An 18,542-nucleotide genomic window follows, 5' to 3' on the forward strand; every position below is an offset into this window, starting at 1 on the left:
TCATCGGGATCAGTGCCTTGCTCACGACTTCGCGCCGAGTCCGGCGTCGTCGACCTCGTTCTCGCCCTCGCCCTTGAGGACCTTGTTCAGCGGTGCCAGGTCGTAGATGCCGGTCAGGTCCGGCTGCTGGAGCAGCCCCGCCTCGACCGCGTGCTCCGCCTGGGTGTTCAGCGTGGCCGCCAGCGGGTCGTCGGTGACCTGGATGGACCGCCACGCCGGGTCGAGCACGTCGGCCGGGAGCGGCTTGCCGGTGTCGGCCCGGAGCTGGGCGTTGGCCGCGGCCTTCGCCTGGTCCGGGTTGGCGTCGATCCACTTGTTGGTCTTCACCGAGGCGCGCAGGACGGCCTCGACGACGTCCGGGTGCTCCTTCAGGAAGCTCTGCGACACGATCACGTTGGTGATCACGAACTTCTTGTCGGGCCACAGGTCGCCCTCGTCGAGGAGCACCTTGCCGCCCTCGGCGACCAGCTTGGACGCGGTCGGCTCGGGCACCCACGCACCGTCGATCGAGCCCGACTTGTAGGCGTCGGGCGTGATCTTGTTGTCCGTGCGGACCACGGAGACGTCGCCCTTGCCGCTCTCGGCGTCGACCGTCCAGCCCTGCTCGGAGACCCAGTTGAGGAACGCCACGTCCTGGGTGTTGCCGAGCTGCGGGGTGGCGATCCTCTTGCCCTTGACGTCCTTGACGGACTTGATCTTCTCCGGGTTCACCACGAGCTTCACGCCGCCCGACGCGGAACCGGAGATGATCCGCAGGTTCTTGCCGCCGGCCTTGATGTAGCCGTTCACGGCGGGGGAGGGACCGATCCAGCCGATGTCGACGGAGCCGGAGTTCAGCGCCTCGATCTCCGACGGACCGGCGTTGAAGGTCGAGTACTCCGCCAGCGTGCCGCCGAGCTCCTTCTGGAACAGCCCCTGCTGCCGGCCGACCAGCGCGGTGGCGTGGGTGAGGTTCCCGAAGTAGCCGATCTTCACCGAGTCCAGTCCGTCGACCTTGGCCGCCCCGGCGATGGCCTGCTCGGTGTTCTCCTTGGCCTGCGAGCCGTAGCCGCACGCCGCGAGGGCGAGCAGCGGCAGCGCGGCCAGGACGGCGAGCGTCCGTCGCAGGGCGGGGGTGGCAGGCACGGGGAGGGGTTCCTCTCGGTGGCCCGGCACTCACGCCCTGGTCAGGCGCGGCCGGGAGATCGGCGGATGGACGAAGGACGGGTCAGCGCACACATCGCGACACACCGCCCTGTCCGCTGCCGAGGGCGCCGCTGCCGACGCGGCCGCCCTCCTTCGCGAACGTGGAGAAGTAGTCGAGGGCCTTCATGTCAGAAGTCCCACCCGTCGTCGTCGGCCTCGTCCTTGACCGGCTCCGGCGAGGCGAACGACTCGCCGACCATGCCCGCGGTGAGCGTGGTGCCGTCATTGGGGTCGATCAGGATGAACGAGCCGGTGCGGCGCGAGTCGGCGTAGGAGTCGACCGGCAGCGGCTCGGCGGTGCGGACCTTCACCCGGCCGATGTCGTTGGCGACGAGCTGGCCCGGGTGCGGGTGCAGGGACAGGTCGTCCAGCGTGAGCCGGGACGGGATGTCCTTGACGATCGCCTTGACCGTGCGGGTGCCGTGCTTGAGCAGCACCCGGTGGCCCACGGTCAGCGGCGCGTCGGCGACATGGCAGACCGTGGCCTCGATGTCCTGCGTGGTCGCGGGCGCGTCCTTCGTCGGCACCAGCAGGTCGCCGCGCGAGATGTCGATGTCGTCCTCCAGCAGGACGGTCACCGACTGCGTGGTCCACGCGATGTCGACCGGCTCGCCCAGCAGGTCGATGCCGGAGATCCTCGACGTACGGCCCGACGGCAGCACCGTCACCGACTCGCCGACGCGGAACGAACCGGCGGCGATCTGGCCGGCGTAGCCCCGGTAGTCCGGGTGCTCCGCGGTCTGCGGCCGGATCACGTACTGCACGGGCAGCCGGGCGTGGCAGTGGCTCAGGTCGTGGGTGACCGGGACCGTCTCCAGGTGCTCCAGGAAGGTCGGCCCGCCGTACCAGTCCATGTTCGCGGACGGGTCCACCACGTTGTCGCCGGCCAGCGCCGAGATCGGGATGGCGGTGATCTCCGGGACGCCCAGTTCGAGCGCGTACGCCGTGAACTCCTCGGCGATCGCGGCGAACACGGACTCCTGGTACTCGACCAGGTCCATCTTGTTGACGGCGAGGACCACGTGGGGGACCCGGAGGAGGGCGGCGATGGCGGCGTGGCGGCGGGTCTGTTCGACGACGCCGTTGCGGGCGTCGACGAGGATCACCGTGAGTTCGGCGGTGGAGGCGCCGGTGACCATGTTGCGGGTGTACTGCACGTGGCCCGGGGTGTCGGCGAGGATGAACCGGCGTCGGGGTGTGGCGAAGTAGCGGTAGGCCACGTCGATGGTGATGCCCTGCTCGCGTTCGGCCCGCAGGCCGTCGGTGAGCAGCGCGAGGTCCGGGGCGTCCTGCCCGCGCGAGGCGGACGCGCGCTCCACTGCCTCCAGCTGGTCGACGAGGACCGACTTGGAGTCGTGCAGGAGGCGGCCGACGAGCGTGGACTTGCCGTCGTCGACGGAGCCGGCGGTGGCGAACCGCAGCAGGGTCGTCTCGGAGAGTTCCGTGGTCGTGCTCATGCTTAGAAGTACCCCTCGCGCTTACGGTCTTCCATCGCGGCCTCGGACATCTTGTCGTCGGCGCGGGTCGCGCCGCGCTCGGTGAGCCGGGAGGCGGCGATCTCGGTGATGACCTGCTCCAGGGTCACGGCGTCGGAGTCGACGGCGCCCGTGCAGGACATGTCACCGACGGTCCGGTAGCGCACGAGACGCTTCTCGACCCTCTCGCCGTCCTTGGGGCCGCCCCATTCGCCGGCGGTCAGCCACATACCGCTGCGCGCGAACACCTCACGCTCGTGCGCGAAGTAGATCTCGGGCAGCTCGATACCTTCGCGGGCGATGTACTGCCACACGTCCAGTTCGGTCCAGTTGGACAGCGGGAACACGCGGACGTGCTCACCGGGGGCGTGCCGGCCGTTGTACAGGTTCCACAGCTCGGGCCGCTGCCGGCGCGGGTCCCACTGCGAGAACTCGTCGCGCAGCGAGAAGACGCGCTCCTTGGCCCGCGCCTTCTCCTCGTCGCGGCGTCCGCCGCCGAAGACGGCGTCGAACTTCTCGCTCTGGATCTTCTCGGTGAGGGGGAGGGTCTGGAGGGGGTTGCGGGTGCCGTCGGGGCGTTCGCGCAGTACACCGCGGTCGATGTAGTCCTGTACGGAGGCCACATGGAGGCGCAGTCCATGTGCGGCCACCACACGGTCGCGGTAGTCGAGGACCTCGGGGAAGTTGTGCCCGGTGTCGACGTGCAGCAGCGAGAAGGGGATCGCCGCGGGGGCGAACGCCTTCAGCGCCAGGTGCAGCATGACGATGGAGTCCTTGCCGCCGGAGAACAGGATCACCGGCCGCTCGAACTCGCCCGCCACCTCGCGGAAGATGTGCACCGCCTCGGACTCCAACGCGTCCAGATGCGAGAGGGCGTACGGGGCGTCCGTACCCTCCACCACCGTGGCGACGGTCGTCGTCATGCCAAACCCCTTTCGCTGAGCAGGGCGTACACCGACGCCGCGGACTCCTGCACGGTCTGGTTCTGGGACTCGATGCGCAGATCCGGCGAGACGGGCGCCTCGTAGGGGTCGTCGACCCCGGTCAGGCCCGTCAGCTCACCCGCGGCCTGCTTGGCGTACAGACCCTTCACATCACGTACGGAGCACACGTCGACCGGCGTGGCCACGTGCACCTCCAGATACGGCGCCCCGGTCTGCTGATGGCGCTTGCGCACGGCCTCACGGCTGTCGGCGTAGGGCGCGATCACCGGGACGAGCGCCTTGACTCCGTTGCGGGCGAGCAGTTCGGCCAGGAAGCCGATGCGCTGCACGTTGGTGTGCCGGTCCTCGCGGCTGAAGCCGAGGCCCGCCGAGATGAACTCGCGGATCTCGTCGCCGTCGAGCACCTCGACGCGGTGGCCCTCTTCGCGCAGCCGGCCGGCCAGTTCGTAGGCGATGGTGGTCTTGCCGGCGCTCGGCAGACCCGTGAGCCAGACGGTGGCTCCGCTCGTCACGTGGTTCTCCAAATTCGCAAGGGAGTCGGTCATGGGTCAGCCGTGCAGTCCGCACTCGGTCTTGCCGCGGCCCGCCCAGCGGCCGGCGCGCGCGTCCTCGCCCTCCAGCACCCGGCGGGTGCAGGGGGCGCAGCCGACGGACGCGTAGCCGTCCATCAGCAACGGGTTGGTCAGCACGCCGTGTTCGGCGACGTAGGCGTCCACGTCGTCCTGCGTCCAGCGGGCGATCGGGGAGATCTTCACCTTCCGGCGCTTGTCGTCCCAGCCGACGACCGGGGTGTTCGCCCGGGTCGGGGACTCGTCGCGGCGCAGTCCGGTCGCCCAGGCCACGTACCCCTTGAGCCCTCGCTCCAGCGGCTCGACCTTGCGCAGCTTGCAGCACAGGTCGGGGTCGCGGTCGTGCAGCCTGGGGCCGTACTCGGCGTCCTGTTCGGCGACCGACTGACGCGGGGTGAGGGTGATGACGTTGACGTCCATCACGGCCTCGACCGCGTCGCGGGTGCCGATGGTCTCCTCGAAGTGGTAGCCGGTGTCGAGGAACACGACGTCCACGCCGGGCATGACGCGGGAGGCGAGGTGGGCGACCACCGCGTCCTCCATCGACGACGTCACGCAGAAACGCGCCCCGAAGGTGTCGGCGGCCCACCGGAGGATCTCCAGCGCGGAGGCGTCCTCCAGGTCGCGGCCCGCCTGCTCGGCGAGCGCCTTCAGATCGTCGGTCGTGCGCTCTTCCTGAACCGCGGTCATATCTCGTCTCCCCCTGCGTCGTTGGGCTGAAGGCCCCGGGTGAGCAACCCGAGGAACTTCAGCTGGAATGCGCGGTTGCACGCCGCGCATTCCCACGCGCCGTGGCCCTGCTCGCTGGGGCGGAGGTCCTCGTCGCCGCAGTAGGGGCAGTAGAAGGGGGCGGCCCGCTCGCTCATGAGAGGGCCTCCTCGGAGGCGCGCGCGGCCCACGTGGCGAACCGCTCGCCGTCCTCGCGCTCCTCCTGGAACCGCTTCAGGACGCGCTCGACGTAGTCCGGCAGCTCGTCGGAGGTGACCTTCAGGCCACGCACCTTGCGCCCGAACCCGGCCTCAAGACCGAGCGCGCCGCCCAGGTGCACCTGGTAGCCCTCGACCTGCTCGCCCCGGTCGTTGACGACCAGCTGTCCCTTGAGACCGATGTCCGCCACCTGGATACGGGCGCAGGCGTTCGGGCAGCCGTTGATGTTGATGGTCAGCGGTTCGTCGAAGTCCGGGATACGGCGCTCCAGCTCGTCGATCAGCTGGGAGCCGCGCGCCTTGGTCTCGACGATGGCGAGCTTGCAGTACTCGATGCCGGTGCACGCCATGGTGCCGCGCCGGAACGAGGACGGCCGGGCGGTGAGGTCCAGCGCCTCCAGGGACTCGACGAGCGAGTCGACCTGCGCCTCCTCGACATCGAGGATGATCATCTTCTGCTCGACGGTGGTCCGGACCCGGCCCGAGCCGTGCGCCTCGGCGAGCTCGGCGATCTTCGTCAGCGTCGTGCCGTCGACCCGGCCGACGCGCGGGGCGAACCCGACGTAGAAGCGGCCGTCGTTCTGCCGGTGCACACCGACGTGGTCGCGCCAGCGCTGGAGCGGCTGGGCGGGGGCGGGGCCGTCGACCAGCTCCCGCTTGAGGTATTCGTCCTGCAGGATCTGGCGGAACTTCTCCGCGCCCCAGTCCGCGACCAGGAACTTCAGGCGGGCGCGGGTGCGCAGCCGCCGGTAGCCGTAGTCGCGGAAGATGCCGATCACGCCCGCCCAGACGTCCGGGACCTCGTCCAGCGGCACCCAGGCGCCGAGCCGGACACCGATCTTCGGGTTGGTGGACAGGCCGCCGCCGACCCACAGGTCGAAGCCGGGACCGTGCTCGGGGTGGTTCACACCGACGAACGCGACGTCGTTGATCTCGTGCGCCACGTCCAGCAGCGGCGAGCCGGAGATCGCCGTCTTGAACTTGCGCGGCAGGTTGGAGAACTCCTTGCTGCCGATGTACCGCCGGTGGATCTCGTCGATGGCCGAGGTGCCGTCGATGATCTCGTCCTCGGCGATACCGGCGACGGGCGAGCCGATGACCACGCGCGGGGTGTCGCCGCAGGCCTCCGTGGTGGACAGGCCGACCGCCTCCAGGCGGTTCCAGATCTCGGGCACGTCCTCGATCCGGATCCAGTGGTACTGGACGTTCTGCCGGTCGGTGATGTCGGCGGTGCCGCGCGCGAACTCCTGCGAGACCTCGCCGATCACCCGCAGCTGCTGGGTGGTGAGCCGGCCGCCGTCGATCCGCACCCGCAGCATGAAGTACTTGTCGTCCAGCTCCTCCGGCTCCAGGATCGCGGTCTTGCCGCCGTCGATCCCGGGCTTGCGCTGGGTGTAGAGCCCCCACCAGCGCATCCGGCCGCGAAGGTCGTTCGGGTCGATGGAGTCGAAGCCACGCTTGGAGTAGATCGTCTCAATGCGTGTCCGCACATTGAGACCGTCGTCGTCCTTCTTGAACTGTTCGTTGCCGTTGAGCGGGGTGAAGTGTCCCGCGGCCCACTGACCCTCGCCGCGGTGACGGCTCACCTTGCGGCGGGGAGTCGCGGCGGCAGGCTTCTGCGGGGTGGCGGCCATGGTTGATACGTCCTTCGGGACAGGCGGGAAAGCGGCTCTGACCTGCGCATACGGGCGCATGGGCATACGTGCGCGGCATTGCGCGGGAATGAAGCGAGAAGAGAGAGAAGTCGGGCGCTGCGGGGCTGTCAGCGCACCGGACAGATGGCGCTGGACATGCGGCCGAGGTCGACGTGCCGCCGACTCACCAAGGCAATTCCAGTTCCAGACATGACGGAAGCGTGTCACGGCGATCTGGACACAGTCCAGCTTCGTCCATCATGCGGACACCCTTGTCCCGCAGAGCGAGACAAGGGTGTCGTCGGTCACATGGCCGTATTGCGTCGTTTCTTCCCAGGTCAGGCTGGGTAGGCCCCCGGCCACGGTCCCGGCGTGGCCGCCTCCGGCTCCTCCTCGACCTTGGTGTCGAAGAGCTTGAAGCCCCGGCGCTGATAGTTGGCCATGGCGTGCTCGCCGTCCTTGCTGCAGGTGTGCAGCCACACCCGCTTCGTCGGCGCCCGCCCCGGCCAGCGTTCCGCCAGGTCCCAGGCGCGCGCGGTGCCGTAGGCCAGCAGATACCCGCCGATGCGGCGGCCGCGGAAGGCCGGGATCAGGCCGAAGTACTCGATCTCCACGACCCCGTCGTCCTGCGGGCTCAGTTCCACGTACCCGGCGGGCGTGCCCCGGTCGTAGGCCACCCAGGTCTCGACGCCGTCCCGCTCCAGGTGCTCCTGCCACCGTGCGTACGGCCAGCCGAGCCGGTCGGTCCACAGGATGTCACCGCCGACCGAGGCGTACAGGAACCGGCTGAACTCCGGGGAGGGCACCTCGGCGCGGACGATCCGCACGTCGCCGCGCGGGGCTTCGGCCGGGAGGAGGTCGGCGGGGGAGGTCTGTTCCAGGGACCAGGTGGTCACGGCGAGGTTGGGCATGTCGGCCAGGGAATCATCCGGGTGGGTGATTTGTCGATCGACTGCGGCGCCGTCGTGGCTGGTCGCGCCCACGCGGCGGAGCCGCACATCGACACCGCCCCGCGCCCCTGCGGGCGCGCCTCAGTCGAGCGCCCGGTCGATCGACGTCAGTGGCATCGCGAACAGCATCCGGCCCGACTGGGACCAGACCTCGCCGGTCGCCTCCCAGTACGACAGCGGGCCGACCCGCATCCCCCAGCACCTGGGGGCGTTCTCGTCGCCGCAGCGGGTCGCCTCGGCGCCCTCGGTGTCCTGGCGCCACAGGCTGCCGTGCCGGTCGGTACTGCCCGGGGCGCGGCCCACGTACCAGCCGGCGCGGTCCGATCCGCTCGCCCGGTGCGACAGCACGCCCTCGATGCCGGACGCGTCCGTCTCGTACGCCTCGACCGCCTGCGCGGATCCGGTGGCGCCGGTGGCCAGCAGGCCGGCACGGGCCGGCTCCTTGCTGAAGTCGTAGCGCCACAGCCGCGCGGGCCGGTCGCTGTCGGCGGCCGTCCGTTCGCTCGCGACCAGGCTGTCGGGTGCCGTGGTGCGGTCGAGGGAGATCCCGCCCAGATGCGGGGCGCCCCTCGCGCCCGTCAGCCGGTACGAGCCGACCGCCGGCAGGACGAAACGCTGGCCGCGGGCCGACCAGCCCGACCCGACACGCCCCACCGCGGCACTGTCGACCGTGGTGCGCTGGACGCGGTTCATGTCGTACACGTACAGCCCGTCGGCGGCGGTGACCAGCAGCTTGTCCTGGTACCAGACCATGCCGGAGAGGCGGGAGGTCAGGGCGCGGTAGTCGCGTCCGCCGTCCACCGGGACGACCAGGAGGGCGGAGGCGTACCTGAGGTGGGCCAGGTCGTTCGCGTCGACGAAGGCGACCCGGGCGAGTCCGCGGTCGCCGGTGCCCTCGTTCCAGCCGGAGAGGATCACCCGATTGTCGTTCCACCAGCCGTCGTCGTCGGCGTCACCCGAGGTGGTGACGGCGCCCGCCCGCCAGCCCTTGGTGTCGGCGCTGTCCCAGCAGTACGCGCGGGTGGCGGCCGGCGCTGTCGGCAGTGCAGTGCGCTCGGTCGCCGTACAGCCGTTCGCCGCGCGCAGACTCCGGTCGGCGGTCGCCAGGACGGCGCCCACGCCGACCGGCTCGCCCATGCCGGAGGAGAGTTCGTCGAGCGTGGCCTGCGGGACCAGCTGCTCCTGGAGTCGGAACGCGCCGGTCTCGGCGGCCCTGGTGAGAGGGGTCAGTGCCCCGGGGTTGTCGCCGACCGTGGCCTGCGAGGCGCTGATCATCGTGGCGGCGGCGGTGAGTGCGAGGGCGGTTCCGGCGAGGAACGCGCGCAACGCTCGCCCCTGCTTGCGTCGACGGTGTCTGCCGCGGTGCTTCATCAAACCTCCCGAGGCGAGCCAACTGCGGCCATTGGTTTGTGCGTTGACCAAAGGAGCAGGTGGGGTGGCCCGTACAGGGATGCTACGGCAGTTGAGCGCGGTTGCGGACTAAGACCCTGCAAATATGCGGAAGAAGAGTCCGTACTCAGGGCATCTCGGCCGAGATCCGGCCCTGCACCACCGCGGGCGCCGTCGAGTGCGGCAGCAGGTCACGCGGGTCCTCGGGCAGCAGCACCTCGACCTCCACGTCCTCGCGGAAGCGGTACGGCCGGTGCTCCAGCAGGCCCCCGAGATAGCGCCGTACCCGCGACACCTCCGCCCGGACCGTCACCCTGCGGCGCGGGTCGCCGAACATGTCCTCGGCCAGCCCCGCCGCACTGCGACCGCCCTGGTGCAGGGCCAGCAGATACAGCAATTCGGCATGCCGGGGACTCAGTTCGTGGCTCCAGCTGCCCGCGCCCCCGGACACCGTCATCGACCAGCGGCGCGGCTGCGTCAGATCCAGCGCGATCCGGGTCGCCCCGGCCGGCACCGGCTCGTCGGCGGGCCGCAGCAGCCAGCCGCCCGCCAGCGGTTCCACCGAGCACAGACCGAGCGGCAGCAGCCACCGGCGGCCCGGCGACAGCGACTTGGGCAGCGCGATCCGGCTCGTGTACGGCATCCCGGTCAGCGCGGCGGTCCAGCCGTCCCGGTCCACCACCAGGGCCCGCCCGGCCAGCCGCGCCAGCACCGGCGCCGCCACCGCGCGCAGTTGCTCCAGCGCGGTCAGATGCAGCTCCCGCAGCCGGGCCTCGGCGAGCTTGGCCACCGAGTCGACCCAGGCGAGCGTGGCCGGATGCATCGTCTCCAGCGGACCGCTGACATCGACCACCCCCAGCAGCCGCCCGTCGCGGGGGTCGGTGACGGGGGCGCCCGTGCAGGTCCAGGACGTCTGCGAGCGGTGGAAGTGCTCGGAGGCGAAGACCTGTACGGGCCGCCGCACCACGACCGGTGTGCCGATGCCGTTCGTGCCGACGACCTCCTCCCGCCAGTCGGCACCGAGTTCAAAGCCGAGGCCGTCGGCCTTGCGCAGCACCGAGGCGTTGCCCTCCCGCCACAGCACCCGGCCCTCGTCGTCGGCGACGACCATGATGTGGTGGGCGACGTCGGCGACCGAAAGCAGCCCCTCGCGCAGCACCGGCAGCACATGCCGGAGCGCGGTGGTCTCCCGGCGCCGCTGCACCTCCTCGCGGGGCAGCAGCCCGGAGCGGAAGTCGTGGTCGGGGTCGACCCCGCCGCGCAGCATGCGTTCCCAGGACTGCTCGATCACCGGGCGCGGTGCGACGGGCGCGCGCTGGCCGGCGAGGGTGGCGGCGCGGACCTCGCTCAGTACCCGCGCCGCCCGTGCCGCGTCCAAGGGTCCTCCCCGAGAAGAGTGCTCATCTTGACCGTGTGTCTCATAGTGCCGCCCGCCGGTCGCGGAGGGACACAGTCCGCACACAGTCGCCAACAAGTTGCAACCCCTTGCAACCCTGGTGGACCGCCCTGGCCTGATTGAGACTTGAGCGACGCCGTCCCGAGCGGCGTTCGCGGCCTCGAACGGGCCATGGCGGGGGTGGTGCCGTGTCGGCGCAGCACCACCCCTTGCCTCCGGCGGTCGGCCGGATTCGCCTCAGGTGGGTTCGGCCGGCTGCGGGTGCGCTGTGGCTGGTCGCGCAGTTCCCCGCGCCCCTGGACCGGGTCAGGCCTGCGGCCTTGACCGGTCCACGATCGCCGTAAGGTTCAGGGTGTGCGGCAGGGTGCCGAAGGCCGTGCCCGCGTCGCCGCCCAGGCGGGACGCGCAGAACGCGTCGGCCACCTCCGGTGGCGCGAACCTGACGAGAAGTGAGCCCTGGAGGACCAGCGCGAGGCGTTCGGTCAGGCGCCGGGCGCGCGCCTCGACGCCCTCCAGGTCGGCCAGGTCCGTCAGCAGCGCCTTGATCGCCCCGTCCAGCCGGTGATCGGCGCCGCGCGCCTGACCGACCTCCCGCAGATACGCGTCCAGCGCCGCGGGCTCCCGCTGCAACGCCCGCAGCACGTCCAGCGCCTGGACGTTGCCCGCGCCCTCCCAGATCGAGTTCAGCGGCGACTCGCGCACCAGCCGGGGCATCCCGGACTCCTCGACGTACCCGTTGCCGCCCAGGCACTCGGCGGCCTCGACCGTCACCGGCGCGCACCGCTTGGTCACCCAGTACTTGGCGGCCGGCACCGCGATCCGCAGCAGGGCCCGCTCCTGCTCGCCGCCGGTGTCGTAGGCGGCCGCGAGCCGCAGCGCCAGCGTGGTCGCCGCCTCGGACTCGACGGCGAGGTCGGCCAGGACGTTGCGCATGAGCGGCTTGTCGACCAGCCGGCCGCCGAACGCCTCGCGGTGGTCGCAGTGATGGACGGCCTGCGCGACCGCCTGCCGCATCAGTCCCGCCGAGCCGAGCACGCAGTCGAGCCGGGTCGCCGCCACCATCTCGATGATGGTGCGCACCCCGCGCCCCTCCTCACCGACCCGGCGCGCCCACGTCCCGTCGAACTCGACCTCGCTCGACGCGTTCGACCGGTTGCCCAGCTTGTCCTTCAGCCGCTGGATCAGGAACACGTTGCGGCCGCCGTCCGCCAGGACCCGCGGCACGAGAAAACACGTCAGCCCGTCCGGGGCCTGGGCCAGCACCAGGAACCCGTCCGACATGGGAGCCGAGCAGAACCACTTGTGCCCCCGCAGCGTGTACGTCCCGGACTCCGCCAGCGGGGTGGCCGTCGTCGTGTTGGCGCGTACGTCGCTGCCGCCCTGCTTCTCCGTCATGCCCATCCCGAACAGGGCACCGGCCTTCTGCCCCGCCGGGCGCAGTTCACGGTCGTAGATCGTGGACGTCAGCCGCGGCTCCCACTCGGCGGCCAGCTCCGGGTCGGTGCGCAGGGCGGGGACGGCCGCGTGGGTCATGGACAGCGGGCAGCCGTTGCCCGCCTCGACCTGTGTCCACAGCATGAAGGCCGCAGCCCGTCGCACATGCCCGGCCGGCCGGACCCAGGCCGTGGTCAGCCCGGCGGAGACGCCCTTGCCGAGCAGCCGGTGCCAGGAGGGATGGAAGTCGACCTCGTCGATCCGGTGGCCGTAGCGGTCGTGCGTCCGCAGGCGCGGCGGGTTCTCGTTCGCCAGCACCCCCCACTCCTGCACCTGCGCCGAGCCGCAGGTGCGCCCATGGGCGGCCAGCTCCTCGCCGACCTCGTCCAGCAGCTCGGGTGCGACATGACGCCCGACGGCCTCGGACAGGGCCCGGTCGGTGGTGTAGACGTCGTGGCCGACCAGGGGCGATGGCTGGTTGGTCACCGTGTGCGTGCTGCCTGCCATGGCTGTGAACCTCTCCCTCCGAGGGGCGACGGTCTCCACCCTGTCACGGCGTCGGTACGGGAAGCGGGGAGCCGGCGAGCGCGCCCGCCCGGCGCCGCGACGAGTGTCGCGCCGCACGGCGGATACCTTTAGGTCGTGCAGTCAGCAAGTGAACCGTCTCCCCAGCGCTCCTCCGGTCGCCTCCACCGGGCGCGTGTCCTCTACCGGAACGTCTCCAAGCGCAGGACCGCCTGGCTGCTGCTCAAGGACACCGTCAATTCCTGCATCGAGTACCGCATCCTCGGTCTCGCGGCCGAAGCCGCGTTCTTCACGCTGCTGTCCGTGCCACCGCTCCTCCTCAGCCTCATCGGCCTCCTCGGTTACGTCGACGACTGGACCGGCACCGACACCATCACCAGCCTGGAGACCAACCTGCTGGAGGCCTCGCGCACCGTCCTGTCCGACAAGGGCGTGCGGCAGATCGCGCAGCCGATCCTCGACGACGTGATGAACGGCGGCCGCCCCGACGTGATCTCCGTCGGCTTCCTGTTCGCCCTGTGGTCGGGTTCCCGGGCGGTGAACGTCTTCATAGACACGATCACCGTGATGTACGGCCTCGACGGCGTCCGCGGCATCGTCAAGACCCGCCTGGTGGCGTTCCTGCTGTTCCTCGCGGCGCTGCTGATCGGCTCGGTGGCGCTGCCGCTGATGGTGGCGGGACCGGACGCGGTGGTGCGGATCGTGCCGTGGTCGGAGACCTTGGTGCAGGTCCTGTACTGGCCGGTCGTGATCGTCCTGTCGATCGCGTTCCTGACCACGCTGTACCACGTGTCCGTCCCGGTGCGCTCGCCCTGGATCGAGGACGTGCCCGGCGCTCTCGTCGCCCTCGGGATGTGGGTGCTGGGCAGCTTCCTGCTGCGCATCTACCTGCAGAACACCATCGAGGGAGCCACGATCTACGGCTCGCTCGCCGCCGCCGTCGCCGTACTGCTGTGGATCGGTGTGTCCGCGTTCGCGGTGCTCGTCGGGGCCGCGGTCAACGCCGCGATCGACCGGGTCTGGCCGGCCGCCGCGACCGCCGCGGCCCGCGCCGCGAACGAGCGGCTGCGCGAGGCCCAGGTCGCCGAGTACGTGGCCCGGGCCGCCGCGAGCCGGGAGTCCGACCCCGACGACCCGGACGACCCGGACATGCCGTCGGAGTTCCCCGAGCGCTGGTCCCGCTTCCTGCCCCCGGAGGACCTGACGTCGCGGCTGCGGACCCATGTGAAGAGCACGCACCATCCGCCGCACAAGCCGGAGGACTCGTAGCGGCTCGCACGGCGGAGGTGTCCGGGCTCAGGCCTTCCACACCCCCGCCGCCGCGGCCTCCCGCACGAAGTCGGTGAAGTCGCGCGGCGCACGGCCGAGGACCTCCTGGACGTCGTCGGTGAGACGGGCGTTGCGGCCGTCCATCAGCGTCTCGAAGACCTCGACCAGCAGCTCCACCTCCTCCGGTGGCACTCCGAAGCCCGCCAGGGCCTCGCCGTACGAACGCGTCGGGACCGGTGTGTACGTGATCGGCGTGCCGGTCGCGGCGGAGATCTCCCCGACCGCCTCCCGCCAGGTCAGCAGCCGGGGCCCGGTCAGCTCCAGCGTCCGCCCCACGTACCGGTCGCCGGACGTGAGGACGGCCGTCACCACGTCCGCGATGTCCCGCACGTCGACGAACGGCTCCCGCACCTCGCCCGCCGGGAAGACCAGCTCCCCGTGGACCATCCCCTCCACCAGCGGCCCCTCGCTGAAGTTCTGCGCGAACCAGGTGGCCCGGACGACCGTCCAGTCCGCGCCGGACGACCTCAGCGCCTCCTCGGTCGGCAGCGCCTGGTCCTCGCCGCGCGCCGACAGCAGCACCAGCCGCCGCACCCCGAGCCCCACCGCCTCCCGGGCGAGGGCGCCGACGCCCTCGGCCGCCGCCGGGGAGCCGACGTCGGACGGGTACATCAGATACGCCGCGTCCGCGTCCCGCAGGGTCTCCGCCCAGGTCGTCGGGTCCTCCCAGTCGAAGCCCCGGGCCCGGGACGCGGCGCGCACCGTGAGCCCCGCGTCGCGGGCCGCCTGAGCCACCCGGCTCCCGGTACGCCCCGAGGCACCGGTCACCACTACCGTCATCCGCTGCGTGTTCGCCTTCTCGGCTGCGTTCTCCGTCATGCCTCCAGTCAACGGCCGCGGGCGCCAACAGCCCATCGCTGAACGGCTCATTCCCATGCGCGGGCGTCTACGCTGGCGGCATGGACGCCCTTGCAGGTCTGCTGGAGGGCCCACGTGCCCGTGGCGCCTTCATGATCCGCGCGTGTTTCGAACCGCCCTGGTCCATCCGCATCGAGGACCGCGCCCCGCTCACCGTCATGGTCATGGTCCGCGGCGAGGCCTGGGTGCTCCCGGACCGGGGCGAGCGAAGCGAGAGGGGGGTCCCCCCGGCCGAAGGCCCGGGGAGGATCCGGCTGCGCCCCGGCGACCTCGCCATCGCCCGCGGCCCGGACCCCTACATCTGCGCCGACGACCCCGGCACCGAGCCCCAGGCGCTGATCCTGCCGGGTGCCGAGTGCAGCTACCCCGACGGACGCTCCCTCAACGGCTCCATGGACCTCGGCGTGCGTACCTGGGGCGACCGGCTCGACGGCTCGGCCGTGATGCTGATCGGCACCTATCTGTGGGAGGGCGAGATCAGCGGGCGGCTGCTGAAGGCGCTGCCTCCGCTGCTGTCCCTCACCGCCGACGTGTGGAAGTGCCCGCTGACGCCGTACCTCATGGACGAGATCGTCCGCGACGAACCGGGGCAGGAGGTCGTCCTGGACCGGCTGCTCGACCTGCTGGTCATCGCCGCGCTCAGGGCCTGGTTCTCCCGTCCGCAGGCGGAGGCGCCCGCCTGGTACGCGGCGCTCGCCGACCCGGTCGTCGGCCGGGTGCTGCGGCTCGTCCAGGACGACCCCGCCCTGCCCTGGACGGTGGCCTCGCTGGCCGCCAAGGCGGGCGTGTCGCGGGCCGCGCTGGCCCGCCGGTTCACCGAACTGGTCGGGGAGCCGGTGATGACGTACCTCACGGGGTGGCGGATGGCGCTCGCGGCGGACGCGCTGCGCGACACCGACGACACGCTGGACGCCATCGCGCGGCGGGTGGGGTACGGGAGCGCGTTCGCGCTGTCCAGCGCGTTCAAGAGGGTGTACGGGGTGAGTCCGCAGGAGCATCGGGCGCGGGTGCCGGCGTAGGGCGGCCGCGGGCCGGGTGCGGCCGGTCGCGCAGTTCCCCGCGCTCCTGGGGGCGCGGCGTAGCCTGGCTCTCATGTACGCGGAACGCGCGTCCCGTCTGCCTGGTGCCGTGGTCTGGACGAACAGCACGGACGGGTCCGGTCCGGGGCGTGTCCTGCCCGACGGGTGCATGGATCTGCTCTGGAACGACGGGCGGCTGCTCGTCGCCGGGCCCGACACACGTGCGTACGTCACCGAGGGTGAGCCGAGCGACTGGGCCGGTGTCCGGTTCTTTCCGGGGACCGCACCCGGGCTGTTGGGTGTGCCCGCGCATGAACTGCGTGACCGGCGGGTGGAGCTCGGGGACCTGTGGCCGGCCGTGGAGGTACGGCGGCTGCGTGACCGTGTCGAGGCCGCCCTCGATCCGGTGACCGCACTGGAGGACGTGGCGTTGGAGCGGGCCGCCGGCGTGCACGCGCCCGATCCGGTGCTACGGCACGTCGTCGCCGCCCTCGACTCGGGACGTCCCGTCGCCGTGACCGCCGATGAACTCGGTATCGGTGCACGGCAGTTGCACCGACGGTGTCTGAGTGCCTTCGGGTACGGCCCCAAGACGCTGGCCCGGATCCTACGACTCCAACACGCGCTCGCGCTGGCCAGGGGAGGCGCGGCCTTCGTGGACACGGCAGTCCGCGCCGGGTACGCCGATCAGGCTCATCTGGCCCGGGACGTCAGGGAGTTGGCGGGGCTGTCGCTGGGCGAACTGCTCGGCCGACGCGTCGGCAGCGCCCCGTAGGGGCGCGGGGAACTGCGCGAGGGACCACGACGGCGCCGCGGACGAACGACGGCCCCTCACGGCCCGTCAAGCGGGGCGAACAGGTCGACCCCGTTGCCGTCCGGGTCCTGCACGCCGGCGTACCGCTGTCCCCAGAAGGCGTCCCACGGCTTGAGCTCGCCGTGGTGACCGGCGCCCACCAGCTCCTCGTACACCGCGTCGACCTCCGAGGGGTCCTCGCACCGCATCGCCAGTGCGTGACGGCCGCTCCCGGCGGGCGGCCGCCACCCCGGGTGGAAGGACCGCACGGTCTCCTCGGTGTCGAGCAACAGACGCAATCCGCCCGGCAGTTCCGCCTCCGCGTGCGGCTCGTTCTCCGAGCCGTCGGGGAACGCGAAACCGAGGCGGCGGTAGAAGGCGACGGACGCGGCCATGTCGCTGACGACCAGGCCGATGGCATCGAATCGTGGAGTCATGCGGCCACCGTAGGCAGGGGGAGAGCGGCCGGTCTTGAAGGAATCGGACACCGCGGCCGCTCGCCGGGCCGGCTCACCCGAAGGTCACCGCCCCGAGCGGCGTGTCCACCGTGAACGAGATCCCCACCGGGCCCGCCGTGAGGTCGAGGTCCGTGCCGAGGGCCGCCAGCAGGGGCCGGATCTCGTCCGGCTCGGGGGCGCTCGCGGTCAGCGACAGCAGGGGAGTGGCGGGCAGTCCGGAGGCGGTCGGATGGATCGTGGCGCTCCAGTCGATCAGGAAGGGGACGAGCCCCGAGGGGTGGGCGTCGTCGCCGTCGGTCAGGCGCCACCGGAGCAGTGTGCCGTCGGGCTTGCGGCGGCTCATCGACTGCGCCGGGCCGGGGTCGTAGCCCCGCGCGCGGGCCGTCGTGACGGCCGCGTCCAGGTCGGGCGGGCTGATCGCCCAGGTGACCGTGCGCGCGACGGTGAGCCCGTCGACGTCGAAGGGGCGGGGCTCGCCGGGAGCGGACTGCTCGGGGTCGGGGCCGATGATCTCCAGGTATCTGGTGCCGCCCAGGGACACCAGGTAGTTGCGCGTGCCGAGCCCGACGTGCACGCCGCCCGGGGCGGGGGCCACGCCGGTGCGCCGGGTGAAGTCGGCGACCGTGGCGGCCAGGTCGGGGGTCGCGAGGACGAGGTGATCGAGAAGCGCGGGAATGGCGTTCATCGCTGCCGAGGCTACGCAGAGCGGCCTTGGTGATGGAACACCTGTGCGCCAGGACACGACGGTCAGTCGTCGAAAACGACCGTGCCGTCGGGCAGCAGGTTCGCGGCGCACCAACTCCTCGTGCAGCGCATGGATCTGCTGCCGCCCGTCATGGGTCATGCACGCATCGCCGCGACGGGCCCGTCACGCCCAGGGGTGAACAGACCCAGCATCCACGGCCGTTGGACGGTGCCAAGGGTCGCCCGAGACGCTGCGACGACCGCGGGTGGGGGGGGCCGGGGGCGCCCCGGCTCGCCTAGGCTCGCTCACATGCCCGTACGACTCCTCGTCCACACCCGCACCACTGCCTACCGGCACGCCTCCATCCCGGCCGGCGTCGAGGCCCTGCGCACGCTCGGTGACTTCGAGGTGGACCACACGGAGGACCCGCGGGCCCTGGAACAGCCCCTCGACGCGTACGCGGCCGTCGTCTTCCTCTCCACCAGCGGCGAGATCCTCACCCCGGCCGCGCGCGAGCGCCTCGCCGGGTACGTCGAGGCGGGCGGCGGCTTCGTCGGGGTGCACGCGGCGGCCTGCACCGAGGACGACTGGCCGTACTACGGCGAACTGCTCGGCGCCCGCTTCGACCGGCACCCCGACCACCAGCCGGGCCGGGTGATCGTCGAGGATCACGAGCACCCGGCCACCCGGCACCTGCCGGCCGTATGGGACTTCGTGGACGAGTGGTACGACTTCCGCACCAACCCCCGTGGCACGGTACGGGTGCTGGCCCGCGCCGACGAGTCGTCGTACGAGGGCGGGGGCATGGGCGAGGACCATCCGCTGGTGTGGTGCCGCGAGCAGGGGGCGGGCCGCGTCTTCTACACGGCCCTCGGCCACGCCCCGGAGGCCTACGCGGACCCCGGCTTCCGCGCCCACCTCCGCGGCGGCATCGACTGGGCGGCCGGGTCCGCGACCACCCGGGGATCAGGGA

Annotated in this window: 19 protein-coding genes; 4 read left to right on the forward strand and 15 right to left on the reverse strand. The window is 71.7% G+C overall.

Going from position 1 to position 18,542, the window contains the following annotated elements; all coding sequences use genetic code 11:
- Positions 1–21: 21 nt before the first annotated feature.
- From ACGFW6_RS17365 to ACGFW6_RS17420, 12 genes are all read right to left on the reverse strand, one after another.
- Positions 22–1,125 (reverse strand): aliphatic sulfonate ABC transporter substrate-binding protein, encoded by a 1,104-nt coding sequence (locus ACGFW6_RS17365; RefSeq protein WP_393509830.1) that lies wholly within the window; start codon positions 1,123–1,125, stop codon positions 22–24.
- Between the two features lie 188 nt (positions 1,126–1,313).
- Positions 1,314–2,642: a sulfate adenylyltransferase subunit 1 gene (locus tag ACGFW6_RS17370; RefSeq protein WP_393509833.1), complete on the reverse strand. Its 1,329-nt coding sequence runs from the start codon at positions 2,640–2,642 to the stop codon at positions 1,314–1,316.
- A gap of 2 nt (positions 2,643–2,644) precedes the next feature.
- Positions 2,645–3,583, reverse strand: coding sequence for a sulfate adenylyltransferase subunit CysD (gene cysD / locus ACGFW6_RS17375; RefSeq protein WP_393509836.1), 939 nt, complete (start codon positions 3,581–3,583; stop codon positions 2,645–2,647).
- Positions 3,580–4,116 carry an adenylyl-sulfate kinase gene (cysC, locus tag ACGFW6_RS17380; RefSeq protein WP_393509907.1) on the reverse strand — a complete coding sequence of 179 codons (537 nt, stop codon included), beginning with the start codon at positions 4,114–4,116 and terminating at the stop codon, positions 3,580–3,582. Before cysC ends, cysD begins: the two co-directional genes overlap by 4 nt.
- Positions 4,117–4,152: 36 nt before the next feature.
- Positions 4,153–4,863, reverse strand: a complete 711-nt coding sequence (locus ACGFW6_RS17385; protein WP_393509839.1) for a phosphoadenylyl-sulfate reductase — start codon at positions 4,861–4,863, stop codon at positions 4,153–4,155.
- Entirely contained in the window at positions 4,860–5,039 is a 180-nt protein-coding gene (locus ACGFW6_RS17390) for a hypothetical protein (RefSeq protein ID WP_030967755.1), read from the reverse strand. The genes ACGFW6_RS17385 and ACGFW6_RS17390 overlap by 4 nt, the downstream gene beginning before the upstream one ends.
- Complete coding sequence (locus tag ACGFW6_RS17395) at positions 5,036–6,733, reverse strand: nitrite/sulfite reductase (RefSeq protein WP_393509842.1); 1,698 nt, start codon at positions 6,731–6,733, stop codon at positions 5,036–5,038. The genes ACGFW6_RS17390 and ACGFW6_RS17395 overlap by 4 nt, the downstream gene beginning before the upstream one ends.
- Positions 6,734–6,861: 128 nt before the next feature.
- On the reverse strand, positions 6,862–6,945 hold the full coding sequence (locus ACGFW6_RS17400; protein ID WP_349817346.1) for a putative leader peptide: 84 nt from the start codon (positions 6,943–6,945) through the stop codon (positions 6,862–6,864).
- A gap of 126 nt (positions 6,946–7,071) precedes the next feature.
- Positions 7,072–7,644, reverse strand: coding sequence for a GNAT family N-acetyltransferase (locus ACGFW6_RS17405; RefSeq protein WP_393509845.1), 573 nt, complete (start codon positions 7,642–7,644; stop codon positions 7,072–7,074).
- Between the two features lie 120 nt (positions 7,645–7,764).
- On the reverse strand, positions 7,765–9,054 hold the full coding sequence (locus tag ACGFW6_RS17410; RefSeq protein WP_393509848.1) for a hypothetical protein: 1,290 nt from the start codon (positions 9,052–9,054) through the stop codon (positions 7,765–7,767).
- Positions 9,055–9,199: 145 nt separating this feature from the next.
- A complete protein-coding gene (locus ACGFW6_RS17415; RefSeq protein WP_393509851.1) occupies positions 9,200–10,450 on the reverse strand; it encodes a GAF domain-containing protein in 1,251 nt (416 codons plus the stop codon).
- Between the two features lie 324 nt (positions 10,451–10,774).
- Complete coding sequence (locus ACGFW6_RS17420) at positions 10,775–12,409, reverse strand: acyl-CoA dehydrogenase family protein (RefSeq protein ID WP_393509854.1); 1,635 nt, start codon at positions 12,407–12,409, stop codon at positions 10,775–10,777.
- Positions 12,410–12,544: 135 nt separating this feature from the next.
- Between ACGFW6_RS17420 and ACGFW6_RS17425 the strand changes: the two genes are divergently transcribed.
- Complete coding sequence (locus ACGFW6_RS17425) at positions 12,545–13,696, forward strand: YihY/virulence factor BrkB family protein (protein WP_393509857.1); 1,152 nt, start codon at positions 12,545–12,547, stop codon at positions 13,694–13,696.
- Positions 13,697–13,723: 27 nt separating this feature from the next.
- Here the strand turns inward: ACGFW6_RS17425 and ACGFW6_RS17430 are convergent, their stop codons facing one another.
- On the reverse strand, positions 13,724–14,575 hold the full coding sequence (locus ACGFW6_RS17430) for an NAD(P)H-binding protein (protein ID WP_393509860.1): 852 nt from the start codon (positions 14,573–14,575) through the stop codon (positions 13,724–13,726).
- An 80-nt stretch (positions 14,576–14,655) separates the two neighbouring features.
- Between ACGFW6_RS17430 and ACGFW6_RS17435 the strand changes: the two genes are divergently transcribed.
- Together ACGFW6_RS17435 and ACGFW6_RS17440 are read left to right on the forward strand one after the other, a co-directional pair.
- Positions 14,656–15,633, forward strand: coding sequence for an AraC family transcriptional regulator (locus ACGFW6_RS17435; RefSeq protein ID WP_393509863.1), 978 nt, complete (start codon positions 14,656–14,658; stop codon positions 15,631–15,633).
- Positions 15,634–15,706: 73 nt separating this feature from the next.
- Positions 15,707–16,408: a helix-turn-helix domain-containing protein gene (locus tag ACGFW6_RS17440; RefSeq protein WP_393509866.1), complete on the forward strand. Its 702-nt coding sequence runs from the start codon at positions 15,707–15,709 to the stop codon at positions 16,406–16,408.
- 56 nt (positions 16,409–16,464) lie between these two features.
- Here ACGFW6_RS17440 and ACGFW6_RS17445 read toward each other — a convergent pair whose 3' ends face one another.
- Together ACGFW6_RS17445 and ACGFW6_RS17450 are read right to left on the reverse strand one after the other, a co-directional pair.
- Complete coding sequence (locus ACGFW6_RS17445) at positions 16,465–16,863, reverse strand: VOC family protein (protein WP_393509869.1); 399 nt, start codon at positions 16,861–16,863, stop codon at positions 16,465–16,467.
- A 73-nt stretch (positions 16,864–16,936) separates the two neighbouring features.
- Positions 16,937–17,569, reverse strand: a complete 633-nt coding sequence (locus tag ACGFW6_RS17450) for a VOC family protein (RefSeq protein WP_393509872.1) — start codon at positions 17,567–17,569, stop codon at positions 16,937–16,939.
- Positions 17,570–17,878: 309 nt separating this feature from the next.
- Here ACGFW6_RS17450 and ACGFW6_RS17455 point away from each other — a divergent pair.
- The coding region (locus tag ACGFW6_RS17455; RefSeq protein ID WP_393509875.1) for a ThuA domain-containing protein at positions 17,879–18,542 on the forward strand (664 nt) is incomplete at its 3' end.

The organism is Streptomyces sp. Y7 (assembly GCF_043195415.1).
Classification (GTDB): Bacteria; Actinomycetota; Actinomycetes; order Streptomycetales; family Streptomycetaceae; genus Streptomyces.